Annotated in this window: 19 protein-coding genes, 1 tRNA gene and 1 riboswitch; of the genes, 12 read left to right on the top strand and 8 right to left on the bottom strand. The window is 36.2% G+C overall.

Annotated elements, in window-relative coordinates; genetic code table 11:
* Positions 1–105 precede the first annotated feature (105 nt).
* A riboswitch (M-box (ykoK) riboswitch) is annotated at positions 106–274 on the top strand.
* A gap of 806 nt (positions 275–1,080) precedes the next feature.
* Complete coding sequence (locus IGJ11_RS06985; protein WP_010719071.1) at positions 1,081–1,230, bottom strand: hypothetical protein; 150 nt, start codon at positions 1,228–1,230, stop codon at positions 1,081–1,083.
* Between the two features lie 345 nt (positions 1,231–1,575).
* Here IGJ11_RS06985 and IGJ11_RS06980 point away from each other — a divergent pair, with 345 nt between their 5' ends.
* Positions 1,576–1,776, top strand: a complete 201-nt coding sequence (locus tag IGJ11_RS06980; protein ID WP_010719072.1) for a cold-shock protein — start codon at positions 1,576–1,578, stop codon at positions 1,774–1,776.
* A 276-nt stretch (positions 1,777–2,052) separates the two neighbouring features.
* Here IGJ11_RS06980 and IGJ11_RS06975 read toward each other — a convergent pair whose 3' ends face one another.
* Genes IGJ11_RS06975 through IGJ11_RS06965 form a run of 3 tightly spaced genes read right to left on the bottom strand, consistent with a single transcriptional unit; the run spans position 2,053 to position 3,009 of the window.
* A complete protein-coding gene (locus IGJ11_RS06975) occupies positions 2,053–2,439 on the bottom strand; it encodes a TIGR02328 family protein (protein WP_053766832.1) in 387 nt (128 codons plus the stop codon).
* Between the two features lie 32 nt (positions 2,440–2,471).
* Positions 2,472–2,717 carry a helix-turn-helix domain-containing protein gene (locus tag IGJ11_RS06970; RefSeq protein ID WP_010719074.1) on the bottom strand — a complete coding sequence of 82 codons (246 nt, stop codon included), beginning with the start codon at positions 2,715–2,717 and terminating at the stop codon, positions 2,472–2,474.
* Between the two features lie 37 nt (positions 2,718–2,754).
* Positions 2,755–3,009: a hypothetical protein gene (locus IGJ11_RS06965; protein ID WP_010719075.1), complete on the bottom strand. Its 255-nt coding sequence runs from the start codon at positions 3,007–3,009 to the stop codon at positions 2,755–2,757.
* Between the two features lie 406 nt (positions 3,010–3,415).
* Here IGJ11_RS06965 and IGJ11_RS06960 point away from each other — a divergent pair.
* Positions 3,416–3,489, top strand: a tRNA-Ile gene (locus IGJ11_RS06960).
* 317 nt (positions 3,490–3,806) lie between these two features.
* Here IGJ11_RS06960 and IGJ11_RS06955 read toward each other — a convergent pair.
* Both IGJ11_RS06955 and IGJ11_RS06950 read right to left on the bottom strand, forming a co-directional pair.
* Positions 3,807–4,298: an isochorismatase family protein gene (locus IGJ11_RS06955; RefSeq protein WP_010719076.1), complete on the bottom strand. Its 492-nt coding sequence runs from the start codon at positions 4,296–4,298 to the stop codon at positions 3,807–3,809.
* Between the two features lie 21 nt (positions 4,299–4,319).
* A complete protein-coding gene (locus tag IGJ11_RS06950) occupies positions 4,320–5,129 on the bottom strand; it encodes a Cof-type HAD-IIB family hydrolase (RefSeq protein ID WP_010737655.1) in 810 nt (269 codons plus the stop codon).
* A 320-nt stretch (positions 5,130–5,449) separates the two neighbouring features.
* Here IGJ11_RS06950 and IGJ11_RS06945 point away from each other — a divergent pair, with 320 nt between their 5' ends.
* The 10 genes from IGJ11_RS06945 (at position 5,450) to IGJ11_RS06900 (ending at position 22,558) form a co-directional block, all read left to right on the top strand.
* Positions 5,450–6,307, top strand: coding sequence for a glycosyltransferase family 8 protein (locus tag IGJ11_RS06945; protein WP_010719078.1), 858 nt, complete (start codon positions 5,450–5,452; stop codon positions 6,305–6,307).
* Positions 6,300–7,202 (top strand): glycosyltransferase family 8 protein, encoded by a 903-nt coding sequence (locus IGJ11_RS06940; protein ID WP_010719079.1) that lies wholly within the window; start codon positions 6,300–6,302, stop codon positions 7,200–7,202. The genes IGJ11_RS06945 and IGJ11_RS06940 overlap by 8 nt, the downstream gene beginning before the upstream one ends.
* A gap of 45 nt (positions 7,203–7,247) precedes the next feature.
* The gene (locus IGJ11_RS06935; protein ID WP_010719080.1) at positions 7,248–7,598 is read left to right on the top strand and encodes an iron-sulfur cluster biosynthesis family protein; all 351 of its coding nucleotides are present in this window, start codon (positions 7,248–7,250) and stop codon (positions 7,596–7,598) included.
* Between the two features lie 27 nt (positions 7,599–7,625).
* Positions 7,626–8,564: a magnesium transporter CorA family protein gene (locus IGJ11_RS06930; protein WP_207432114.1), complete on the top strand. Its 939-nt coding sequence runs from the start codon at positions 7,626–7,628 to the stop codon at positions 8,562–8,564.
* Between the two features lie 29 nt (positions 8,565–8,593).
* Entirely contained in the window at positions 8,594–9,487 is an 894-nt protein-coding gene (locus tag IGJ11_RS06925) for an SDR family oxidoreductase (RefSeq protein ID WP_010719082.1), read from the top strand.
* A gap of 18 nt (positions 9,488–9,505) precedes the next feature.
* A complete protein-coding gene (amaP, locus tag IGJ11_RS06920; protein WP_034698115.1) occupies positions 9,506–10,075 on the top strand; it encodes an alkaline shock response membrane anchor protein AmaP in 570 nt (189 codons plus the stop codon).
* A gap of 12 nt (positions 10,076–10,087) precedes the next feature.
* Positions 10,088–10,270, top strand: coding sequence for a DUF2273 domain-containing protein (locus IGJ11_RS06915; RefSeq protein WP_010719084.1), 183 nt, complete (start codon positions 10,088–10,090; stop codon positions 10,268–10,270).
* Between the two features lie 14 nt (positions 10,271–10,284).
* The gene (locus IGJ11_RS06910) at positions 10,285–11,085 is read left to right on the top strand and encodes an Asp23/Gls24 family envelope stress response protein (RefSeq protein ID WP_178286198.1); all 801 of its coding nucleotides are present in this window, start codon (positions 10,285–10,287) and stop codon (positions 11,083–11,085) included.
* A 488-nt stretch (positions 11,086–11,573) separates the two neighbouring features.
* On the top strand, positions 11,574–16,766 hold the full coding sequence (locus IGJ11_RS06905) for an LPXTG cell wall anchor domain-containing protein (protein WP_207432116.1): 5,193 nt from the start codon (positions 11,574–11,576) through the stop codon (positions 16,764–16,766).
* 623 nt (positions 16,767–17,389) lie between these two features.
* Positions 17,390–22,558, top strand: coding sequence for an LPXTG cell wall anchor domain-containing protein (locus IGJ11_RS06900; RefSeq protein WP_207432118.1), 5,169 nt, complete (start codon positions 17,390–17,392; stop codon positions 22,556–22,558).
* A gap of 123 nt (positions 22,559–22,681) precedes the next feature.
* On the opposite strand, the gene IGJ11_RS06895 is transcribed toward IGJ11_RS06900, so the two are convergent.
* Both IGJ11_RS06895 and IGJ11_RS06890 read right to left on the bottom strand, forming a co-directional pair.
* Positions 22,682–22,903, bottom strand: a complete 222-nt coding sequence (locus IGJ11_RS06895) for a helix-turn-helix domain-containing protein (protein ID WP_010719089.1) — start codon at positions 22,901–22,903, stop codon at positions 22,682–22,684.
* An 8-nt stretch (positions 22,904–22,911) separates the two neighbouring features.
* The gene (locus IGJ11_RS06890) at positions 22,912–23,385 is read right to left on the bottom strand and encodes a DUF2975 domain-containing protein (protein ID WP_010719090.1); all 474 of its coding nucleotides are present in this window, start codon (positions 23,383–23,385) and stop codon (positions 22,912–22,914) included.
* Positions 23,386–23,457 lie beyond the last annotated feature (72 nt).

Below are 23,457 nucleotides of genomic sequence, written 5' to 3'. Positions count from 1 at the left end.
AGGTACTCTAAGCTTGCTAAGGATAAAACCTTTGTAACTTGGGGAATGATTCCGGTAGTCGGCTTTTTTGGACTTTTAGTGTCGTTGATGATTTTCATTTAAATATCTTCAAATAGTTAGGTGAGGCTTCTATGTAAACATAAGCTACTGCCCAAAAATGTCGAGAGACGCCAATGGGTAGAACAGGGATTGTCGATAGCAAGGCTTTTCTTAAGGTAGCTAAGTGCAAACTTTACGTTGCATAGTGCCAAAGCTCAAACGTGACGTAAGTCAAACGAAAACGGTAGCAAAAGCATCAATCAGTTCTTCAGACAGGATAAAAAAATGAAACGTTGGTAGACGTTCAACATTTATCCTGTCTGAAGAGCAGATGCTGGAGCGCCGTTTATTTGTTATTTTGCAGCAGGTGTTCCAAAAATTTTTTTACTAATTTTGTTTAGGTTAGTTTTTTAGGCTGTAAGATTATTTTTATTACATCGATTGAATATCGCTGGACACCTTGCATAGTTTTCTCTGTTAGAATGCCAGTAGTTACAGATTTTAAAAAGTGAAAAATAATATTCTTGTCATTAAAACAAGTGAGCTATTTCTTCTTTTTGATAATAATGAAAACAAGAATGGAATAGAAGATGGTGGAAAAAGCGAGTCCTTTAAGATAGAAATCGAATAATTGAACAGGTTGACTATAGGAATATTCTAAAATTTGGATCATAAAATAGATAGACGGAAAAGAGGAGAGAAGCATTAGTATGTCATATTTGTTCCATTTTGTATAAAGAGACAAAAAAAGAATAATACCAATAAAAGGGATCCAAAACAGTAATTTACTCATCGTAATCATATGACCCATCCTTATACAGCCTTTGCATAATTTAGATAATAGCACGTAGTATATAACCGACAAAGAGTTTTGTATTACCTTGTCCAATTTTTAATTGTATACTCATTAATGGCGGAATAAGTTAAGGAGAGAACTGAATAAAGTGAGGTAAATAGACGACAAAAAAGCACCTACCATTGAATGAATAGGTGCTTTTAAAGTGAACTAGAACTGTAATCGTTCATTTGGGGTTTTCACTCCTATGCGGATTTTTTCAATTCTTGCACTGCTTGTTCAATCGTCACTCCAGTGGCTACTCGATTTTCATTTGTTTTATCAAATACCACAAATAGATTCAAATCAGTATTTAGAGTTACACGATATTGTAAGTCTTTGTTATAGAATGTCATAATCATTCTCCTTTCTTAAATTCTTGCGAAAGGCAACGAAACGTTGATAACGAAATTCCATTTATTATTATAGCATAAAGAAGAAAACTTTGCTAATTAAGGATTGTTTAACTTTATATAGAAGATAAGATAAACAGGATAGAAATAGCCTATTCGCTTTAATTAAAAAACTATAAAAAAAGTAGAGGTTTATTCTTGTGTTTCTCATTTATCTATGCTATATTAAGTAAGTAATCTATTTTGAAACGTAATTTGAGCTAACTATTTTAGTTTATGACTCCTTTTGCCTATCAATAATTTATTGCAATAAAATCGTACGTTGATACGTATTAGGAGGAAATATATATGAATAACGGTACAGTAAAATGGTTTAACGCAGACAAAGGTTTTGGATTTATCACTGCTGAAGATGGAAATGATGTTTTTGCACATTTCTCAGCTATCCAAGGTGACGGTTTCAAAACATTAGACGAAGGTCAAGCAGTGACTTTTGATATTGAAGACGGTCAACGTGGCCCTCAAGCAGTAAACATCGTAAAAGGTTAATACTGTCATAATAAAAACTACTCTTTCATTAGAGTAGTTTTTTTGTTTTTTCTTAGTAAAGAAAAATGCTGCTCTGCCGCTCAAGTGAAGACTATTGAGGAAGGGATACGGACCTCTCCCTATTCAATAGCGAAGAATCGTGATCGACGAATGAATGTGTCAGTCAGACAGTTTAAATGAATCCTAATATAATGAATATGAGAGTGAGAAAAGGTTCATACTCTCATATTCATTGCGTTTATTTGAATCAATAAATGAGGAAAATCTGATGAACTTTTAAGAATCCGTAGCTTTTATATGGATTAAATCAATTCCTTTTTGTTTAAGGTTTGTTAAACAGATCATCAGGTAGTCTTCGTCATGCTCAGGATAAATAGGTGAAGTTTGTTTTTGAGGAGAAAGATAAGTATAAGGATCACAGGCTTTCCCACGGTACTCCGGGACAGACCATTCTGGAGAAGGAAGATAATGGCGCTTTTTCATTTCAGTAAGAATAAGTTGGTGATACTGATAAAGCTTGTAAGGGGAATGTTGGAAGACATAATCAACTGTTGCATGCTTTCTTCCCCAACCATTACCTCTTAATGCACAACATTCTCTATGTTGACCTAATAATTGTTTTCTAGGAAGCAAAGGGATTAATTCTTCATGCCATAAGCGCATTTACTCACTCTCTTTCATTTAGATTAGATGGTTTAATTTACGCGGTCTGGTTTTTCTGATCGTCCGATCAAATAGTCAACAGATACATTATAAAAATCCGCAATAAAAATTAGATCGATAGCGCTCGGACAACGTTTTCCCTGCTCTAATTGTAGATAAGTTTCCAACGGGAGTGAGGTTTGTTCAGCCACTTCCTTAACGGTTAAATTCTTTTTTTTTCGGAGATAATCCAGCCGACAGCGTAGTGTATCTAATAAAATCGCTTCTTCAATACTCATAAATTCGCTCCTTTTGTCATTCAAATAAATTCATCGATCAATGCTTTCTATTTAAATAAACCAAATAAGCAATTGGTAATAACAAAGCTAGAATCAAACCAATCAGTTCTGCTACGAATAATTGATCTGGTTCAAAATACTGATAATTTAAGATTTTATATGAAAAAAAGATTGCTGGTAACGTAAAAAACGCTAAAATTAGGCGTTCCTTGTTCCAGTTGATTAAGTAACAAATAATAGGGATAAGAATTAAGGTAGGAATAAAAAAAATAAGTCGACTCAATGTTATCATAGTACTAACTCCTATAGATTTCGTATTTAAATAATCATTGATTTTCAGTCGTAGGTTAACAACGAACAACCACTTATACTAAGAGGTGGAAAACACTTCGAAAAGTGATTACGACTTAAATAATCATAAGAATAAAAAAACAACCCAAATACAAGATAGCACGTTCCGAGTAACAGAACAAATAATATGCTACGTGTTTGAAAAAACAAATGATTCAAACAATTCATATACCAAGTGATAGAGCATTTGTGGTGAAGAGGGAGGGAAGAGCTGGAAATCGTCTGATCCAAATAGAATATTTGTTATTTAATGGGATGCTTTTGGATTTTTATTAAATAAGCTTGTTTCGGATTTTTATTCATGCTATAGTAGATATAAGTTATTTTTATATCTTAAAATTTTTACTGTACCCTTAGCTCAGTTGGTTAGAGCTGACGGCTCATAACCGTCCGGTCGTAGGTTCGAGTCCTACAGGGTACATATTAAAGCGCTCGTTTCTTTAAACAATGATTAGATAATCATTGTTTTTTTATTTTGAAAAGTTGCATGCTTTTAGAAATGACTAATAACTGATGTTTCAACTATTGTTTATTGGAGATGGGGAACCTCATTTGATATTTTTTATAAACGCTATAGGAAGTTTATTAGTAAGAAAATCCTAACCGTTACTTTCCACAAAGTGAGGGAACGATCAATACAAATTTTAGGAAATAGATAGTACGAACAAAGAAAAGCCTTTAGTAAATAACGAAATAAAACGCCCACAAAGTTAAATGTTGTGGGCGTTTTATTTTCGGTTACTTCAACTCAACATTAAAATCTTTGAGTAGTTTTAGCGCTTGATCGCCATGCTTGTTTTCAGAAACAAAAGCTGTATCCACTAAAAAATCAGCTTCTGGAAATACGCTTTGTAAAGCAATGGTATTCGATAAGACACAGAGATTCGTTTCTGTACCAACGACTTCAATGTGCTTTTCTTTTTCATCTTGGTCAAAAGCTTCTTGTTTAATCTCAAGTAAGCTTTCCGGTGGCATCGTGAAGTAGTATTTCTTGACGACTTTTTCATTTTCTTTAGGAGCAAGTGTAGGAATGATTTGCAAATCTTCGCCTTCTTCATCCTGCTCTTTTCGCTCGACTGGTATATCTCTGGTAAAAAGAATATATTCGTTTTTTTTACGTGCAGCTTCTAAACGTGAGTGGATTTGTTTGATTAACTTATCTGCGTGCTGAACATAATATTTACTCTCAGGATCTAGAATATGATTTTGCATATCGACGATTACTAACAATTTTGTCTCCCTCCTTAAACCTTAATAATAATTGTTGATAATATACGCTACACCAGCTTCTTCATTTGTTTTGGTTACTTCATCCGCAATATTTTTTACCTGTTTCTGTGCATTTCCCATCGCAATACTTGTTCCACTGACTTTTAGCATCGCAATATCATTTTCCTGATCACCAAAGGCAACGATCTCATGAGGATCGATTTCCAAGGTCTCAGCTAAAAAGATTAATGAGTGAGCCTTTGTTACATTTTTAGGTGTGATTTCCAAAAAATGGGGGTCTGAAAAGACGGAATCAATCCCTTCACTTTTTAAATCTTGTTGTAGTTTTTGCAATTTTGATTCATCTTTATCTGTTAATGCCAATTTTAAATAGCTGACAGATGGATCTTCTAATAACTTGGTGATTTCAGCAAATGTCTGATTTTGTAAATTGAAATGTTGGTAGTAGGGATCATCTTTCACCAAATTTGACTCATCAAAGGTTAATTGATCATCTTGAGTTTCTCGACTAGCAATAATTGATATTTTTGCCTCTTGTGCTAAGAAGAAGGCCCGTTTAAGGGTAGCAAGCTCAATTTTAGAACGTTTCAATACGTGAAGGATCTCGCCTTTCATCATCTTTGCCACGAAAGAACCATTAGATGAAATCAAATAGCCGCCGATCCCAAGTTCTTCAAATACATCTTTAGCAGAGATGCTATTTCTACCAGTCGCAATCGTGACGATCCCACCATGTCGATCAAAGTTTTGAAGTGCCTCGATGTTTTCTTTTGGTATCTTTCCATTCCGATCGAGTAAAGTACCATCTAAATCAATTGCTGCTAATTTCATATTATTCGCTCCCTTTATCTATTGCTTACTCTAAGGTTAAATGAGAATTTCCTAAAATAAAAATAAAATGCTTTGTGTTTTTGAATTTTTTCAAAAAATATTCTTAGTTTTCATTGGACATATATAGGTAGTATTCCACATCCTATAATTGAATAAATAGGCAGAAAAACGATTAAGTTAACGTTTTCAATTCGATAAAAAAGGTTTATTTTTATGAATTATTCAATGAAAATGAAGCATATCTTTTGCTTTAAAGTTTATTGAGGCATATTCTGGATATAGAAAAGGTTAGAAAAAGATTAGAAAAAGGAGTGATTTTAATGGAGATGAAACAAGGTATCGTTCCGGTAGTAACTGCTTCAGATGAAAATTACGCTCCTTACTTAAGCGTGATGATTGCCACTGTACTGGAAAACTCCACTAAAACAAGACACATTTATTTTTATGTCATTGACGACGGTATTTCTGAATATAGCAAAGAAGGACTTAGACAAACGGTTAAAAAACATTCAGACAATGCAACGATTCAATTTTTAACAGTTGATAAAGATGTCTACGAAGATTTCCTAGTAAGTGACCATATTACTACTACAGCATACTTAAGAATATCTTTACCTAAGATCTTAGCTAAATACGACTATAAAAAAGTGCTTTATTTAGATTCAGATATTTTAGTACTGGATGACATCGTTCATTTATATGATCAACCATTAAATGGTAAAACGATTGGAGCTGTCATCGATCCAGGTCAAACGAAAGCTTTGAAACGGTTAGGGATTGAATCAGATGCTTATTATTTTAATTCAGGCGTGATGGTTATCGACATTGATCGTTGGAATGAAAAAATGATCACTGAAAAAACAATCAATTATTTAAAAGAAAATGGTGATCGAATTATTTACCATGATCAAGACGCGTTAAATGCAGTTCTGTATGAAGACTGGGAGCAATTAGAACCAAAATGGAATATGCAGACTTCCTTGATTTTTGAACGTCATCCTGCTCCAGATGCTGCGTATGAAAAATTATACAAAGCAGGAAATGAATCGCCGTCGATCGTTCATTTCACAGGGCATGACAAACCATGGAATACGTTAAAAGATCATCCATATACAAATGTCTATTTAAAAAAATTAGCGCATAGCGTTTTAAAGAAAGTGGGAGAGGTAAATGAATAGAAGAAAAGAAATCGCAATCGTATCAAGTTGTAATACCAAATTTGTGCCTCATCTAGCGGCGCTGTTCGTTTCAGTATTAGAAAATAGTGATCCAAAAGTTTTTGTACGATTTTATGTCATTGATGACAACATTGATAATGAAAGCAAACAATTATTACGTTTCTCTGTTAAGAATTCTCGTATGAATACAGAGGTTGAATTCTTGAAGATCAACAAAAAATTCTTTGAAAATGTAGTAACAAGTGATCGTATTCCGGAAACTGCTTACTATCGTATTGCTATTCCTGAGTTATTTAGAGGAAAAAATGTCGAACGTCTTTTATATATGGACTGTGACATGATTACCGTAAAAGATGTTACACCATTATGGGATCTTGAATTTAACGGTGCGATCTTGGCCGCCGTAGAAGATGCTGGTTTCCACCAACGATTAGAAAAAATGGAGATCCCAGCAAAATCAACACGCTACTTTAATTCTGGATTGATGCTCATCAATGTTGAAAAATGGTTAGAACAAGACATTACTAAAAAAGTTCTAACATTCATTGAAGAAAATCCTGAAAAATTACGTTTCCACGATCAAGATGCGTTAAATGCAATTTTACATGATCGTTGGATTCCATTACATCCAAAATGGAATGCTCAAGGGTATATCATGGCAAAAGCGAAGCAACATCCAACGCCACAAGGAGAAAAGGAATACGAAGAAACACGTAAAGATCCATCGATCATCCACTTCTCTGGTCATGTTAAACCATGGAGTAAAGATTTTGAAGGGCCAACTAAAAAATACTACGATAAATATGCAAACATGACAGCTTTCCGTTGTGTCGCAAAATTTCCTAAATATCCACTTTATGCCAGAATCAATCGTAACACAGAAGTGAGCCGCTGAGGAAAAATGTCGTAACTTATATATAATCTGAAGGAGATGATGATGATGGAAATCACGATGACAAAACATGCGATGGAGGCATTGACAAAAAAAGTAGGAAAAGATTCAAAAATTGCTTTGGCATTGATTGATTCTTCAGATCCGTTTTTAAGAGATAAAGGGGCTTGTGCAAAAGGCAGTTTTTTCCAGATTATTCCTTTCTTTGTAGAATTTGGGAAATACGTCAATAAAATCGAACATCCCACTCTGGAAATCTACACATCTAAATTAGAGCAATCTTATTTAGGTAGACATTTGAATCTTGCCTATGACCACCAATTAAACAGTTTCTCTTTAGAAAATGAGATTGTTGTCTTGGATCGTAACATTAAATTAAGCAACTGTTTCTTTAGCTAACATCCTTTGTAGAAAGGGAGATTGATCATGCTGGACTATTACTTTATTGGAAAAGAGAAAGTAATAACGACAGACAAAAACAACTATAATTGGCTCGTGATCGACAGTAGTGACACTAAGGAAATCGAACAGGTGATTGAAAAGTATCGTTTACCAAAAGATATCTTTGTTGGAACTTCTCTACCAGAAGAAGTTTCAAGAATTGAAGAGCTTGTGGGGACGAATTTGAACAATCCGATTTCCTTAGTGCTACTGAATTTGTCCAATCAGGAGCAGAAAATCGAGAATCGATTAATGCCTATTTCGTTTATTTATTCGGATGAGTTATTGATTAGTTGTATCGATAAAAAAACGGACTTTTTTGATCGAGTATTAGCAAAACATGGGAATAAGATCAATTCTTTTGAAACACTTATTGCATATTCTGTCTTGAATATCTATACCCATTACGTGAAAGAACTAACAGAAATGAAAAAAAGAATTGATTCCCTCGATCAAGAAGCGCGTAAAACGACGGAAAACGAAGAACTATATAAGCAAGCGGATTTAGAACGGGACATTGTTTATATTGATCATACGTTGAGAGATCAAAAAGAGACTTTAGATACTTTATGGCAATCAGAAGATTTTGTTGAGAAATTATCTGATGCTCGTCTACTTTATGACATCCAATTGAGACAAAGACAAACAGAAAAAATGATTTTGATCTACCGTGACTTGTTAGAAAGTATTGGGGAACTTTTTAATGGAATGATGGACAATCATTTGAATCATTTAATGAAATATCTTGATTCGGCGGCACTAGTGATCTCTGTTCCAGCATTGATTGCAGGAATATGGGGAATGAATACCGGCGGATTACCTGGTAAAAGCTCTGGCTTAGCCTTTTTATTAGTTATCTTTGGCTCGATCGTTGTTGCAGGAGCTGTAGGCTACCATCTTTACCGAAAAGATTATACAAAATAAAAATGTACCAAACTATGAGGAGGATACACATGACAGAACCAAAATTAATTGATCCACGTAAACTTTACCATACTGAGGAATTTCCTAAACAAGACCAGGATACACCAGCATTACAAAAAGAAATGCAACCAGTTCCTGACTGTGGAGAAGAATCTTATGAAGGATCAAATCAACTAGAAAATCGCCGTGTTCTGATTACTGGCGGAGACTCAGGGATCGGTCGCGCGGCAGCTATTGCTTTTGCAAGAGAAGGGGCAGATATCGGCTTGCACTTTTTCCCAGGAGAAGAAGAAGATGCCAAACAAGTAGCTTCCTATATTGAAAAAGCAGGACGAAAAGTTGTTTTACTACCATATGATCTTAGAGACGAAACAGCGCCTAAAGAAATCGTTGAAAAAGTTGTCAGTGAATTAGGTGGCTTAGATACATTAGTATTAAATGCGGGACAACAAATCTCTTGTCCGGCTATTGAAGAAATTCCATTAGAACAAGTGAAAGACACATTCATGGTGAATATTTTAGCAATGTTTGCGATTGTTAAAGAAGCAGTTCCACATATTCCAGCAGGAGGGGCAATTATCAACACTACTTCTGTTCAAGCGTTCAATCCAAGTGAACATCTTTTAGATTACGCTTCCACGAAAGCAGCTATTGCAAACTTTACGATTGGCTTAGCAAAACAATTAGCACCAAAAGGCATTCGTGTTAATGGAGTAGCTCCTGGTCCTATTTGGACACCACTACAGTTAGACGAAGGACAACCGGAAGATTCTATTCCTGAATTTGGTCAACAAAGCTTGCTTGAACGTGCCGGCCAACCAGTAGAATTAGCTCCAGTTTACGTTTTCTTAGCTTCAAATAAAGCGAGCTACGTTACTGCACAAATTTATGGTGTAACTGGTGGGGAAGCTATCAACTTATAAAAAATGGGAGGTGCCAGGATGAATAAAGGGACTAAAACAATTGGTGTCATTTTTTCTCTGCTACTTTTGTCTATTCTACTATTTGTCGTCTTGATCAGTGCGGTCTATCCTTTACCATTGATGCTTGAACGATTCCGTTTCTTTACAATAACGAATTACTATATGCAGCAATATATTTTTTGGGTAGCAGTCGGCTTAGCGATTCTACTAATTATTGCATTATTGATCGTCATTTTTTATCCGAAAACGATTGGAACCTTCTTATTGAAAAAAGGGGACGGCGAATTAACGTTAGATAAAAAAGCCATTGAAGGTATGGTCCGTTCACATTTACATGAAGATGAATTCATTCACTCACCTAAGGTTAATATCAAAGCCACAAAAAATAAGATAGCAGTTACAGTTAAAGGTGAATTAAAACGGACTTCTTCATTGATCGGGAAAACAAGAATATTGATGGATGAAATCGAAAAAGAAGTGAAACAGTTACTCGGCACAGATGAGCAAGTAAAAGTGTCGGTGAAGTATACAGGTTACCAAGCACCTACCAATAAATATCAAACAAACGAACACGCTCGTGTGGAATAAGGAGGGGCACAAATGAATGAACTTTTTGCTGCTTATAAGCTTCCGATCATTTGCGGGGCAATTGGGTTGATTCTCGCCGTACTATTGATCACAGTGGGATTCTTTAAAACCTTGTTGCTGATCCTTATGGCGATCATTGGCGTGGCGGTCGGAATGTATTTAAAACAAACGAAAATTTTTGATCATAAATCTTAGGAGGAAATTCTATTATGGATAACAACAAAACAAATAACCAAAACAAACCAGTATCTGCACATCCAGATCCAACGACACCGAACAATGCAAATGGTGTTCATGATGCCAAAGATAAAACAGCACCCGTTTCAGCACATCCAGATCCGGTTGTACCCAACGTTGAAAACAAAGTGGCTCATGATAAAAAAGAAAACGAAGGACAATCAGAACAACAAGGAAAACATGAAAATTTTAGTAATCCAAAAGAACATCATGGAGATCAGCCAAAACCTCCAATGCCAGGGCATACACCACCTAAGCCAGAAGCCCCAGCAAAAGATCCAAAAAACACAACGGAAAACGGTGAATCTATGAATGGTGATGTGACATATGAAGATAAGGTCATTCAAAAAATCATAGGCATCTCCTTAGAAAAAGTGGATGGATTATTAACAGCTGATGGTGGCTTCTTCTCTAACGTGGCAGAAAAATTAGTCAACACTGATAATGTAACAGCCGGTATTGACACGGAAGTTGGGAAAAAACAAGTCGCTGTTGATCTTAAGATCGTTGTTGAATACGGCAAAGACATCGAAGAAATTTACCAACAAATCAAAAAAATCATTGCCAAAGAAGTTCATGAAATGACACATCTGGATGTCATTGAAGTCAATGTCGATGTTGTCGACATTAAGACAAAAGAAGAATATGAAGCAAACAGTGAAACAGTTCAAGATAAATTGACAAATGCGGCAAAAGCCACAGGAGAATTTGCATCTGAACAAACGGAAAAAGCCAAATCAGCAATTGAGCAACAAAAAGAAAATAACCAATAATCAACTGATTCAAGCACGAATTAGCTGTTCGTTCAGTCGCTAAGTAGTTGAAAGCGAAGTAACTAAAAATTAGTTTATTTATAGAGTCAATAGAAGAGATCGAGACAAGTTTTTGTCTCGGTCTCTTCTATTTTTGGCTAAGGCTCCTTTTTTTATGGTAAGTAAAATGTTTTACATAACAAAAACATCTTCTGTCTTTTAGTGTTTGTCCATTGTGAAAAAGTGACATTACATATTCTTGCGATTCCCATTAAACTTAAAGAAGTAGGGTTTTATTGAAGTTTTTCCATAAAAATAAACGTAAAAGGGGCGAATTGGGAGAAAAGAAAAAAAACTTAAGAAACATAACGTTTTAACTTTACTACATTGGCAGAAACAAAGGAAGAAATCAAACATAAGTATGGCATAAAAAGGAGTCTTTCTTATGAGAAAACAGACATTACTTTTCTATTGCCATTTAAAGATATAGCCTTAAAAGGAGGAGTACATTGAAAACCAGAAAAAAATTATTACATAGTACATTGATATTAGCGCTCGCATTTGGACAAACCAGCGGTACAGTTGTTGAAGCTGTTTCGATGTTAAGTTCAGTTGGAAGTAGTGCTGTCAAGCAAAGTTCAAAAAAGAATGAAAAGATAACTACGACTAAGAAAGAAGTAAAAAAAGACGAGAAACGCACGAAGAAAAAAAATACTGAGGAAGACAAAAAAGTTGCTGGTTCAACAGAAAGTAATAAAATAAAAAGTTCAATTGAAAGTTTTGCTAATCCGACATTTGATTTACCAATACCTGTTGGAGCTGACATTATAGCAGCATCTACTGACTCAGAAAAAGAAATTGGAAAAGCTGTAAATGAATTTCTTTCTAAAAAGTTGAATCATATGATAGATAATTCGACAGATGATTTTAAAGTAGGCGATACAATTACTTATAAAATTCCTGGCGTCTTTCTAGGTGGGAATACGAATGGAGCTGAAATCATTTCTAGTGAGTTCAGTGATTTCTGGGAGAACTGGGAAAACTCTAGTAATTATAGAGTCACTCTTCTAAATATTTTAAGAGGTACATATGCCTTGTTTTATGTTACTAGTGAATCAGAAAGTGGAAATTGGCAAATGAAAATTACAACGTCTGATCAAGCTAAGGGACTTTATTATGTAGCACCTTCAGATAATAATTTATATGTTACCTTTACGCGACTAAAAGTAGCTATTCCTCAAAAAGAAGTATTCAAAGTAAGTAAGTTCCCTTATAGTAATATCAATCATGATTATGGGGTAGCTTATACTACTCGTTATGTTCCGATGACGTTTAACGTTGATTTTCCTAAAAGTAAAGGAACGCTTAAGGCAGAGGTAAAAGATGGTCCTCATGTGGTCGAAGAAAAGAGCTCGCCTAAACCAGAAGATTATGTAGAGGTGAAAGATAGCCTTGGAAAAGTGACTTATACATGGATAACAAAACCAGATACAAATAAACTAGGAAATCAAAACGTTAAGGTATTAGTGGAAGATGAAACAGGTCGGTCAAAAGAACTAACATTTACGATGACAGTTAAATCTCTGCTCACAGTAAAAAAGGAAGCAGGTGAAATCTATCAATATTCTCTTTTGCCAGATGTCAATGATTATTTTGAGGTAACCACGGAAGGATCCTATACGCTTCAATGGTCTAATAACCCAAACACAATGACAGCAGGAATACATAAGTGGGAAGCTACAGTAAGAACCTCTGATAACCGAGAAATAACGAAATCAATAACCATGAGAGTGCTGCCACATCCTGAGTTACAACTAAAATTAAAACCGATTGAGGATCGTACCGTAACCTTGGTGGAGTCGTCTGATACGTTAGCCAATACATTTAAAAACTATATTGAAGAGGCAACACTGTTAGGGGAACCTGTAGCGATTGATGATCTTGAGTTTGTTGCGAACGAATCGTCCAAGACTGAATTTCAATCGGTTGGTACCCATGAAGTACGCATCACTGTGCAAGCGAAGCATCCTAATTCTAATGTTATGATCAAAGGATCTGGAACTACTACCGTGAACGTACTATGGGGTAATACCATCTTAATACGTTCGGTTGATGGCTATTCCGCCGGAGCTTTTGCGTTAGATGGTAGTAATTCTAATAATGCCCCAGCTACGCTATCGATTCGTCAGGGCATTGCGTCTCCTTTAAATGAAGGAGTTGGCGATATGACCGATCCATTTGGTCTTTATTATCGTTTGGAAATCTTGCGTAATGGCAATGAAATTTACAAACAAGAGGTGCCGAAACGTGCCACGTTACAAGAAATCATGAATGATTATGGAGATGCTAATAACAACACTACGGTACAAATGAATGATATTATCCAAATCACATATCCAAGCAAGACACCTAATGCTTCGGTTGTGATGATTAAGGAAAAAGAAAATGATTTTACGTATGGTACGGAGATCGCTCGTTACCGTGTGACTCCTTATGGGTTTGATCCAGCACCTGTCATGACGGCAGAAAGTGCGGAAAAAGCGTTCGTTTTAGGCGAAGACGTGAAGCAAACGAATTTGAATGAACTAGTAAAAAATGTGCGGATCAACGGTGGGGTAGCGGACAATGAATTTTATACAGTAGAACCTCTTGATGAGTTTGATACCAGCACGATCGGTAAACGAAATATGCGGGTCAAAGTCACAACAAAAGATAAACTGGCTTCTGAAATCATTGAGATTTCTTACCAAGTGAAGTGGGGAGACACTTTTGTTATTAAAGGATTGAAAGAGGCGACAGTTGGTGCGTTTAGTTTATTGAAGAATCAAAATCAATGGCAAATCCAAGCATCTCAAGGAGTGGACGGCACAAACTTAAATGATCCGGTGGATAATTATTTTGGGCGTGATACGTATTATTCTATCGAAGTTTTACAAGGAGCTACCAGCAAGTTCCGTTATGAAGTGGCAGGTAATCAGTCGATTCGTGAATCCATCCAGGGATTCAATAATGGGCAACCGTTGACGGTCAGTAATGGCGACGTGATCAAAGTGTATCATGCCGATCCTCTTGGGAAAAATCTTTTAATGAAAGATGAATTAGTCAAGGACTATACGATTGGTTCCAATTATGCCTATTATGAAGTCACTGACCATGGCTTGGAACCAATTTTAGCGGTTGCGGCTGATTCGATGGCTCAAGAATTTATCTTAGGTGAAGATAGTAGTAACGTTGATGGTGCGAAGTTGATCAATAGCATTACGATTAATGGAACGGCAGTGGGAAGTAATCAATATACAGTCAAACAAATGAGTGATTTCGATACTTCGGTGGCAGGATCACAAACGATCAACGTGCGTATTGATACGAAAGATGGACTCGTTTCAAAAGAAATCGAGGTTCCTTATGAAGTTAAATGGAACGATACGATTTTGATGAAAGCTCAAAATGGTCAATCAGCCGGGGCGTTTTCATTACATTCGGGGGCTTCCAGTACGAATCGTGTATTAGTCTTAAACCAAGGATTAAAAACCGATCTCAATGCACCAATTAGTACCGATTCTTCACTTTATTATTCCATTGAAGTATTGCGAGATGGTCGTTCTGTTTATCTACAAGAGGTACCGGGACGTGCTTCTCTCCAACAGGTAATGGACAATTTCGGGACGAAACAAACGTTAAATGTCCAAGCTGGTGATGTCGTTAAAATGTATCATCCTCAACGTTCAGAAGGTAGTTTGGTGTTAATGGTAGATGAAATGGAAGAAGATTATACCTACGGGTCGCAATATGCCTACTATCGAGTAACCTCCTATGGTTTTGAACCGATGTCAGTGATTGAAGCTGTTGGCTCCAACAAAGCATTCTCATTAAAGGAGAATACGAAAACGACGGACTTGAGTCAATTGTTAGCACAAGTATCGATCAATGGCGAAATTGTTACGAGTGAAGACTATACAGTGGAGAAACTTTCTGAATTAGATACCGCAACTGTGGGTAAAAAGGAAGTCAGATTAAAACTGACGACAGCCGATGAGACCGCAGATATCGAACTGGATGTTCCTTACGAAGTGGTTTGGGGAAGTACCTTCTTGCTTAAAGGGTTAGATGACCAGAATGTGGGCGCTTATAGTATTGTGGAACAAGACGGAGAGTGGACGATCCAAGCTGGCAAAGGAGAGGATTCCACCGTCTTAACCAATCACGTGAATAACGTTTTTGGTCGCGATACTTACTATCGGATCGAAGTAGTAGCAAGTTCAGAAAATCAACCGAAGGAAGGATCTGGTGTTACCGTTGAAAATATTATGGGCTTAGATCCGACGACTCGATTATCGGAACAAATAAAATACCAGTATGATGTGACTGGAAACATGACTGTGGGTCAGGCTATCAATGGGTTTAATAATGGGCAGCCGTTGTCAATTGAAGAAGGGGATATCGTAAAAGTTTATCATGCAGAGGCGAAGAATAATTTATTGATGCGAGATGACTTGACGAAAAATTATACAGCGGGTTCAAATTATGCCTATTATCAAGTAGCCAATCAAGAATTTGAACCGATCACTGAGATGAAAGCTGAAACAATTTCACAAGAATTGACATTAGGCGAAGATGCCAGTGATATTGATGGAATGGATTTGATCAAAAATGTTACTTTCAATGGTCAAAAATTAGATACGACATTATATGATGTCGAACAAGTTTCTGACTTTGATACGAATACCGCTGGAGCGAAGATGTTAACAGTGAAATTGTCTACCTCAGATGGTGTCACTTCTACGGATGTGGAAGTACCTTACGAAGTCAAATGGGGAAGTACGATCCAGCTCAAAAATAAAAAAGGTGAAACCGTTGGTACTTTCGGGTTAACAAAAGACAAAAAACAATTGAAACTCCAGGCGTTACAAGGAAAAGAAGGAACGAACTTAGCTAGTCGAGTCACTGAAGCCAACGATGCAGATGTGTATTATGGGATCGAAGTCTTTACAAATAACACTAGTAAATATAAATACGAAGTGCGAGGCACACAAACGATTGCTCAAGCAATCGAGCGATTCAATAGTGGGGAGCCATTAAAAGTTTCTGCAGGGGATCAAATCAAAGTGTATCATACGGATCCAAGCGGGAATGTCTTGATGGCAGAAGAAACGGAGCAAAATTATACCTATGGTTCCAATTATGCGTATTATAATGTGACCGAATACGGCTTTGAACCAACTGGAGACTTTACCGTGACACCGGCAGAAGCAAAAATAATCATCAATACCAAACAAGTGGATCTTAAAGATCTCTTGAAAGAAGTGAAAGTCAACGGGAAAGAAGTACCGAAAAACGCCTATACAGTGAAATTAGATCCTGAAACCGAAATCGATACTTCAAGTTTAGGAAATCGTGTCGCTAAATTAGTGGTCAAAGTTGACCGCTCTTACGGTGGATTTTCTACTGAAACTGAAGCGACTTATGAAGTAGTGAAAGAAGGAACACCAGGAGCGTTAGGAGAAAGTTCAGGCGAAGGAAATACAGAAGCAGAAACCAACGGGGAAGGTGAAGGAACAGAAGAAGCAAATGGTGGTAATTTACCAAAAACCAATGCAACCAAAAATGCGATGTTCCCTCTATTAGGTACCTTACTAATTAGTTTGGTAGGAATGTTTCTGTTTTGGAAAAAGAAAAAAACAAAAGAAGAACCAAAAAAGTAGTATAATCCTATTGAAATAAAAAAAGCACTCATTAGAAGTTTTACGAAAACTAATGAGTGCTTTTTTTGGCACTTCGTCACTGGGCTTACTATTTGCACGAATAAAGCTCTTTACAAGTCTGAGGATAACATCTATCGTCTATCAATATCCGAAAAAATTCTTTTTTAAGCTTTGGAAAATAGCTTTTCAACGATTTTACTGTATGTATAACTAAAATTATAGTTATTATAACAAAATTAAAAATGATGTCTGCTTAACTAAACGTACATATCGGTTTCAAGTTACTACGATAATCCTCCTGTTGAAATTTATTCATTAACCACATATAGAGGGAGGGTGAATTCTATCTAAAGTGAATTTTATTGTAATATCAGTTTTCCTCAGCATTTTTACTATCTGAAATGAAACGGAAAAATCAATGATGATTCATCAATCCCATAAATATCAGTTTTTTTCATTTCCTTTTACATTTATAGTACAATTTAAAAAATAACAATTTGAAGTAAGTCTATTTTTCTTGGTTTGTTGGTAAAATATGACATTGTACGATAAAATAATTCCTTATATGCTTCTTGATGAAAGAAAAATTTTTTTCTTAATAGAGTAATCAAGGGAGGATTATGTTGAAAGATAAAAAACGATTATTGAAAAGTGCGTTGATTTTTGCATTGATACTCGGTCAAACGAATAGTGGGACTATCGTGGGAGCAGGTTCGATGTTGCCTACAAATGAAATCAGAGCTATAAGTCAAAAATCAAAAAGAACTGAAAAAATAAATCAGGGAAAAGAAAAAAAAACAAGTGAAAAAGCAGAGAATGATAATATAGTAGATCCAGAAGATGATCAAAAAAATACAACAATTTCTTCTAGAGACTCTGTGCTAACCAGTTATCAACGTGGAGAACTTAGGAAGACATCTTCTGCGTATGTAGGGAAATATTTGAATAGTATGATAATAACTACAATAAATGAGAGTAACTTAAATTATAAAGTAGATGAACAAGTATATTTAAAATATAGACTTGTTTCAGAATTTGATTATACCAAACAGGGAGGTACCTTTATAGGTGATACGCCACCTTATGACCCTGATCTCCCTCGTGATGGTGTTCTGATAAAGAGGGACACAATATATTTATTACCTCAAGGGGCACCACATAATGGAACTATTCCAGTAGGTAAATATTTTAGTGTAGATTCAAAAAGCGGAAATTGGCGAATGAAATTGGTTCAATCAGATGCTACGGGTTATCATGTTACATTCACTCGTCTGAAAATTGCGCCAAACCAACCCGAGATTTTCCCTATGGAAATCTTTTATTACCCTACTTACTTTTATGGGATAGTTAAAGAATATGATGCAATTGATTTTTCAGTAGATTTTCCTGATGCAGAATCAAGTATTGGGAAATTGAAAGCTTCAATAAAAGATGGCGCACATACGCTTAAACAAGGTGATGAGGTACCTAAAGCTGTAGAATATATTGAGTCAGTAGAGAATACTCGAGGAAATGTAAAATATGAATGGAAAACATCTCCTGATACGAGTCAGCCAGGAGTGCAAGAAGCGAAAATAGTAGTCAGGGATGACTCTGGACGAACGCTTGAAGTAACTGTGCCGATTACGATTATGCCTTTGCCGCTAGAGATGTTACCAAAAGCAGGAGAACATAAAGTCATACAATATGGTGCTGTTCCAAAAGCAGCCGATTATTTTAATGTGGTGAATCATTATGAAGAGTCTACATATAAAATTGAATGGGTCAAAGCCCCTGATATGAATCAAGAGGGTGTTCAAACTTGTCTGGCGAAAGCGACTTCCTCAGATGGGCGTACTGCAGATAGTGCAGTACAAATTGAAGTTATCTCCAATCCAGGTTTAGAAGTTAAATTAAAACCATTAGAAGAACGAATATTAGGAGTATCCTACCCTTCTTTAAGTTCAAATTTTAAAAATTATATAGAAGAAGTGACACTGTTAGGTGAGAAAGTAGACGTTAATGAGTTAGAATTGGTCGTGGACGAAACAACCGATACAAATTTTCAGACTATTGGTCAAAAAGAAGTAAACATTACAGTTAAGAAAAAAACTTCTGAGGCGAGTGTCTGGATTAAAGGAACAGGAACCACTACAGTCAACGTATTATGGGGCAATACCATCTTAATGCGTTCAATTGATGGCCATTCTGCAGGTGCTTTCACTCTTGATGTCAGTAACTCAAATAATGACTCCGCAGCTCTTTCGATTCGCCAAGGATTAGAATCACCGTTAAACGTGGCGGTAGGAAAATTACAAGATCCATTTAAACTGTATTATCGGTTGGATATTTTACGTAATGAGAGAACGATCTATACGCAAGAAGTAACAAATCGGGCAACTTTACAAGAAATTATGAATGCTTTCGGAGATAAAGAGAATAAAATAGACGTTAAAATAGATGATATCATCCAAATCACACACCCAGGGAAAACAGCTAATAGCTCGGTCGTGATGATTGATGAAGAAGAAAAAGATTTTACATACGGAACAGAGAATGCTCGTTATCGTGTAACAGCGTATGGTTTAGACCCAGCACCCGTAATAACAGCTGAAAGCGCAAGAGTATTTTTTTTAGGCGAAGATATCAACCAATTGAATCCACAAGAGTTCATCAAAAATATACGTCTTAATGATCAATTAACTTCGAATGAACAGTATAAAATCAACCTTATCGATGGGGGGGATACTCGAACAGTTGGTAAGCAAACGATGAGAGTCAATATTACCACAAAAGATGGTTTAGTCTCTGAAGAAGTTGAAGTCACTTATCAAGTGAAATGGGGTGATACTTTCGTTCTAAAGGGGTTGAAAGAATCGACTGTTGGTGCATTCAGTTTACTAAAAAGTAATGAACAATGGCAGATTAAAGCTAGCCAGGGCGTAGAAGGTACAGAATTAGACGAGCCAGTCAATAACTACTTTGGTAGAGATACCTTTTACTCCATTGAAATTTTACAGGGGACAACTAACAAGTTCCGTTATGAAGTGGCAGGCAATCAGTCAATTCGTGAATCCATCCAGGGCTTCAATAATGGGCAACCGCTAACGGTTAGTAAAGGCGACGTGATCAAAGTGTACCATGCCGATTCTGTTGGGAAAAATCTATTAATGAAAGACGAATTAGTCAAGGATTACACGATGGGTTCCGATTATGCGTATTATGAAGTCACTGAATATGGCTTGGAACCAATTTTAGCGGTTGCGGCTGATTCGATGCCTCAAGAATTTACCTTGGGTGAAGACAGCAGTAACGTTGATGGATCGAAGTTGATCAATAGTATTACGGTCAATGGAACGATAGTGGCTAGTAATTTATATACAGTCAAACAAATGAGTGATTTCGATACTTCGGTAGCTGGTTCACAAACGATCAAGGTACGTATTGATACGAAAGATGGGCTGGTGTCAAAAGAGCTTGACGTTCCCTATGAAGTCAAATGGGGGAAAACTATTTTGATAAAAGCTCAGAATGGACAATCAGCCGGGGCCTTTTCATTATATGCGGGAACTTCCAGTACGAATCGGGTATTAGTCTTTAACCAAGGATTAAAAACCGATCTTAATGCACCAATTAGTACCGATTCTTCACTTTACTATTCCATTGAAATAGTGCGTGAAGGGCGATCTGTTTACTCGCAAGAGATACCGGGTTATGCGACTTTAGAAGAGGTAATGGCTAATTTTGGCTCGAAACAAAAATTGAATGTCCAAGCAGGTGATATTATAAAACTATATCATCCCCAACGTTCAGACGGTAGTTCTGTCTTACTGGTAAATGAAACAGAAAAGGACTATACCTATGGTTCTCCATATGCTAATTACCGCATAACTTCTTATGGTTTTGAGCCCATGCCGGTAATTGAAGCTGTAGGACCAAATAAAGTTTTTTCTTTAATGGAAAACACTCAAAATATAGACTTGAGTCAGCTATTAGCGAATATAACGATCAATGGTGAACGGGTGGAAAGCAAAAATTATAAGATTACGCAACTTTCTAAAATGGACACCTCTACTGTTGGTAAAAGAGAAGTCAAATTAAATCTTAAGCCAGAAGATGGCTCAGCAGATATTGAACTAGATGTTCCTTATGAAGTGGCTTGGGGAAGTACTTTCTTACTTAAAGGGTTTGATGACCAGAATGTGGGCGCTTATAGTATTGTGGAACAAGATGGAGAGTGGACGATCCAAGCTGGCAAAGGGGATGATTCCACCGTTTTATCGGATCATGTGAATAGTGCCTTTGGTCGCGATACTTACTATCGAATCGAAATAGTAGGAAATCCAGAAAATCAGCCCGAAGAAAAAACAGGTGTCACTGTCGAAAATATTATGGACTTAGATCCGACTACTCGATTATCGGAACAAATAAAATACCAGTATGATGTGACAGGCAATATGACAGTGTGGCAGGCGATCAACGGGTTTAATAATGGCCAACCATTACCGATTGAGGAAGGGGACATCGTAAAAGTTTATCATGCAGAGGCGAAAAATAATTTATTGATGCGAGATGACTTGACGAAAAATTATACAGCGGGTTCCAACTACGCCTATTATCAAGTGGCCAGTCAAGAATTTGTTCCCATCACTGAGATGGGGGCTGAAACAGTTTCGCATGAATTTACCTTGGGCGAAGATACCAGTGACATTGATGGAATGGATTTGATTAAAAATGTCACTTTCAATGGTCAAAAATTAGAGACGACATTATATGATGTCGAACAAGTTTCTGACTTTGATACAAATACCACTGGACAGAAAATGTTAAAAGTGAAATTGTCTACCGCAGATGAGGTGACTTCTACAGAAGTGGAAGTGCCTTACGAAGTGAAGTGGGGAAGTACGATCCAACTAAAAAATCAAGATGGCGATACTGTAGGTGCCTACAGTTTGATAAAAGAAAACAAACAAATCAAACTCCAATCATTACAGGGAGAAGACGGAAGTGACTTATCGAACCGTATCACAGAATATGATGACATGGAAATTTACTATGGGATTGAAGTTTTTACAAATAACAGCAGTAAATATAAATACGAAGTTCGCGGTACGCAAACAATTGAACAATCGATTAATAGATTCAATAGTGGGGAACCATTAAAAGTTTCGGTGGGAGATCAAATTAAAGTGTATCATGCCGATCCAAGTGGGAATGTCTTGATGGCAGAAGAAGAAGAGCGAAATTACACTTATGGTTCCAATTATGCGTATTACAATGTGACTGAATATGGGTTTGAACCAACAGGAGATTTTACCGTGACACCAGCAGAAGCGAAAATAGTTATCGATACGAAACGTGTGGACCTTAAAAATCTTTTGAAAGAAGTTAAAGTCAATGGCAAAGAGCTGCCGAAAACTGCTTATACGGTTGCATTAGATCCTGAAACAGAAATCGATACTTCTTCTTTGGGGTATCGTGTTGCTAAACTAGTCGTGAAAGCTGACCGTTCCTATGGTGGTTTTTCTACTGAAACTGAAGCGGCTTATGAAGTGGTGGAAAAAGGGACGGATGGTGCTTTAGAAGATGGTACAGAAGATAGCATGACTGAAGATAAAGAGATCACAGGAACAGATTCAGAAAAAAAGAACTCAAATGGAGACAATACAAGTGGCGCAAAAAATGGTAATTTACCAAAAACCAATGAAACAAAAAATACGGTTTTTACTGTATCAGGTGTCTTGATTGTTAGTTTAGCGGGAATCATCCTGTTTTGGAGAAAAAGAAAAGCAAATAAAAATTCTAAAAAATAAGATAATCAGTTATTAAAAAGCCCACGTTAGCTAGACTACAGCTGACGTGGGCTTTTTTGTCGGTCTTCAGATTGATTAGAAAGTAGTTAGCTTTCATTGGTGTCACTCAACTAAAGAAATGAGCTACTCTCTCATTTGGCTTGTATCTTGATATTCGAGGATATCACCTGGTTGGCAGTTTAAAACTTCGCAAATCTTATCGAGCGTAGAAAACCGAATCGCTTTTGCTTTACCATTTTTTAAAATAGAGATATTAGCCATCGTAAGACCTACTTTTTCACTCAGTTCGGTCACGCTCATTTTTCGCTTAGCTAACATGACATCTAAATTGATAATAATAGACATTCGACACCTCACACTGTTAGATCATAGTCATTTTTTAAATAAATGGCTTGTTTAAGTAAATCGATCAAAATGCTTGAAAGGATGTAGATAAAAAAAGGGATAAAGAGTAAGACGAAAGCGATGAGTAGGATTCCTGGACTATCGCTCATATCAGCTATTTGGTAAAATTTTGGCAAAATACCAAATGCAAGGATCGTGATACATAAAAGGCAAGATCGGATTTTACTGCTAAGCTTTAGACTCTTTTTAGTAAAAGTTTCCTTTGAAGGGAAGGTTTTGACTAAGCGGAGCAGGAAGAAATTGAGCAACAAAGTCACTAGAAGGATCAGGTAAAGAACTAGAATAAATAGTGTAGTTTGCCAGTTGCTAAATGGATTTGTAGGATTTGTACTCAATTGAATAGTTAATAGCGTTCCCAAGAGAAGGGGAACAAAACAAAAAACAGAAACGATTAATTGGATAAAGAACAGTTTGGATTTCATAAAATGCCTCCTAAATTTTTATTAGTATAGCATGAGGTTTGTTCATTATCAATAATTATTTATCGATAAACG

Origin of the sequence: Enterococcus sp. DIV0691, from assembly GCF_051711145.1 — a bacterium.
Taxonomy (GTDB): Bacteria; Bacillota; Bacilli; order Lactobacillales; family Enterococcaceae; genus Enterococcus_B; species Enterococcus_B hirae.
Note: the sequence above shows the minus strand (reverse complement) of the source record. Positions and strands in the feature narration are given on the sequence as shown.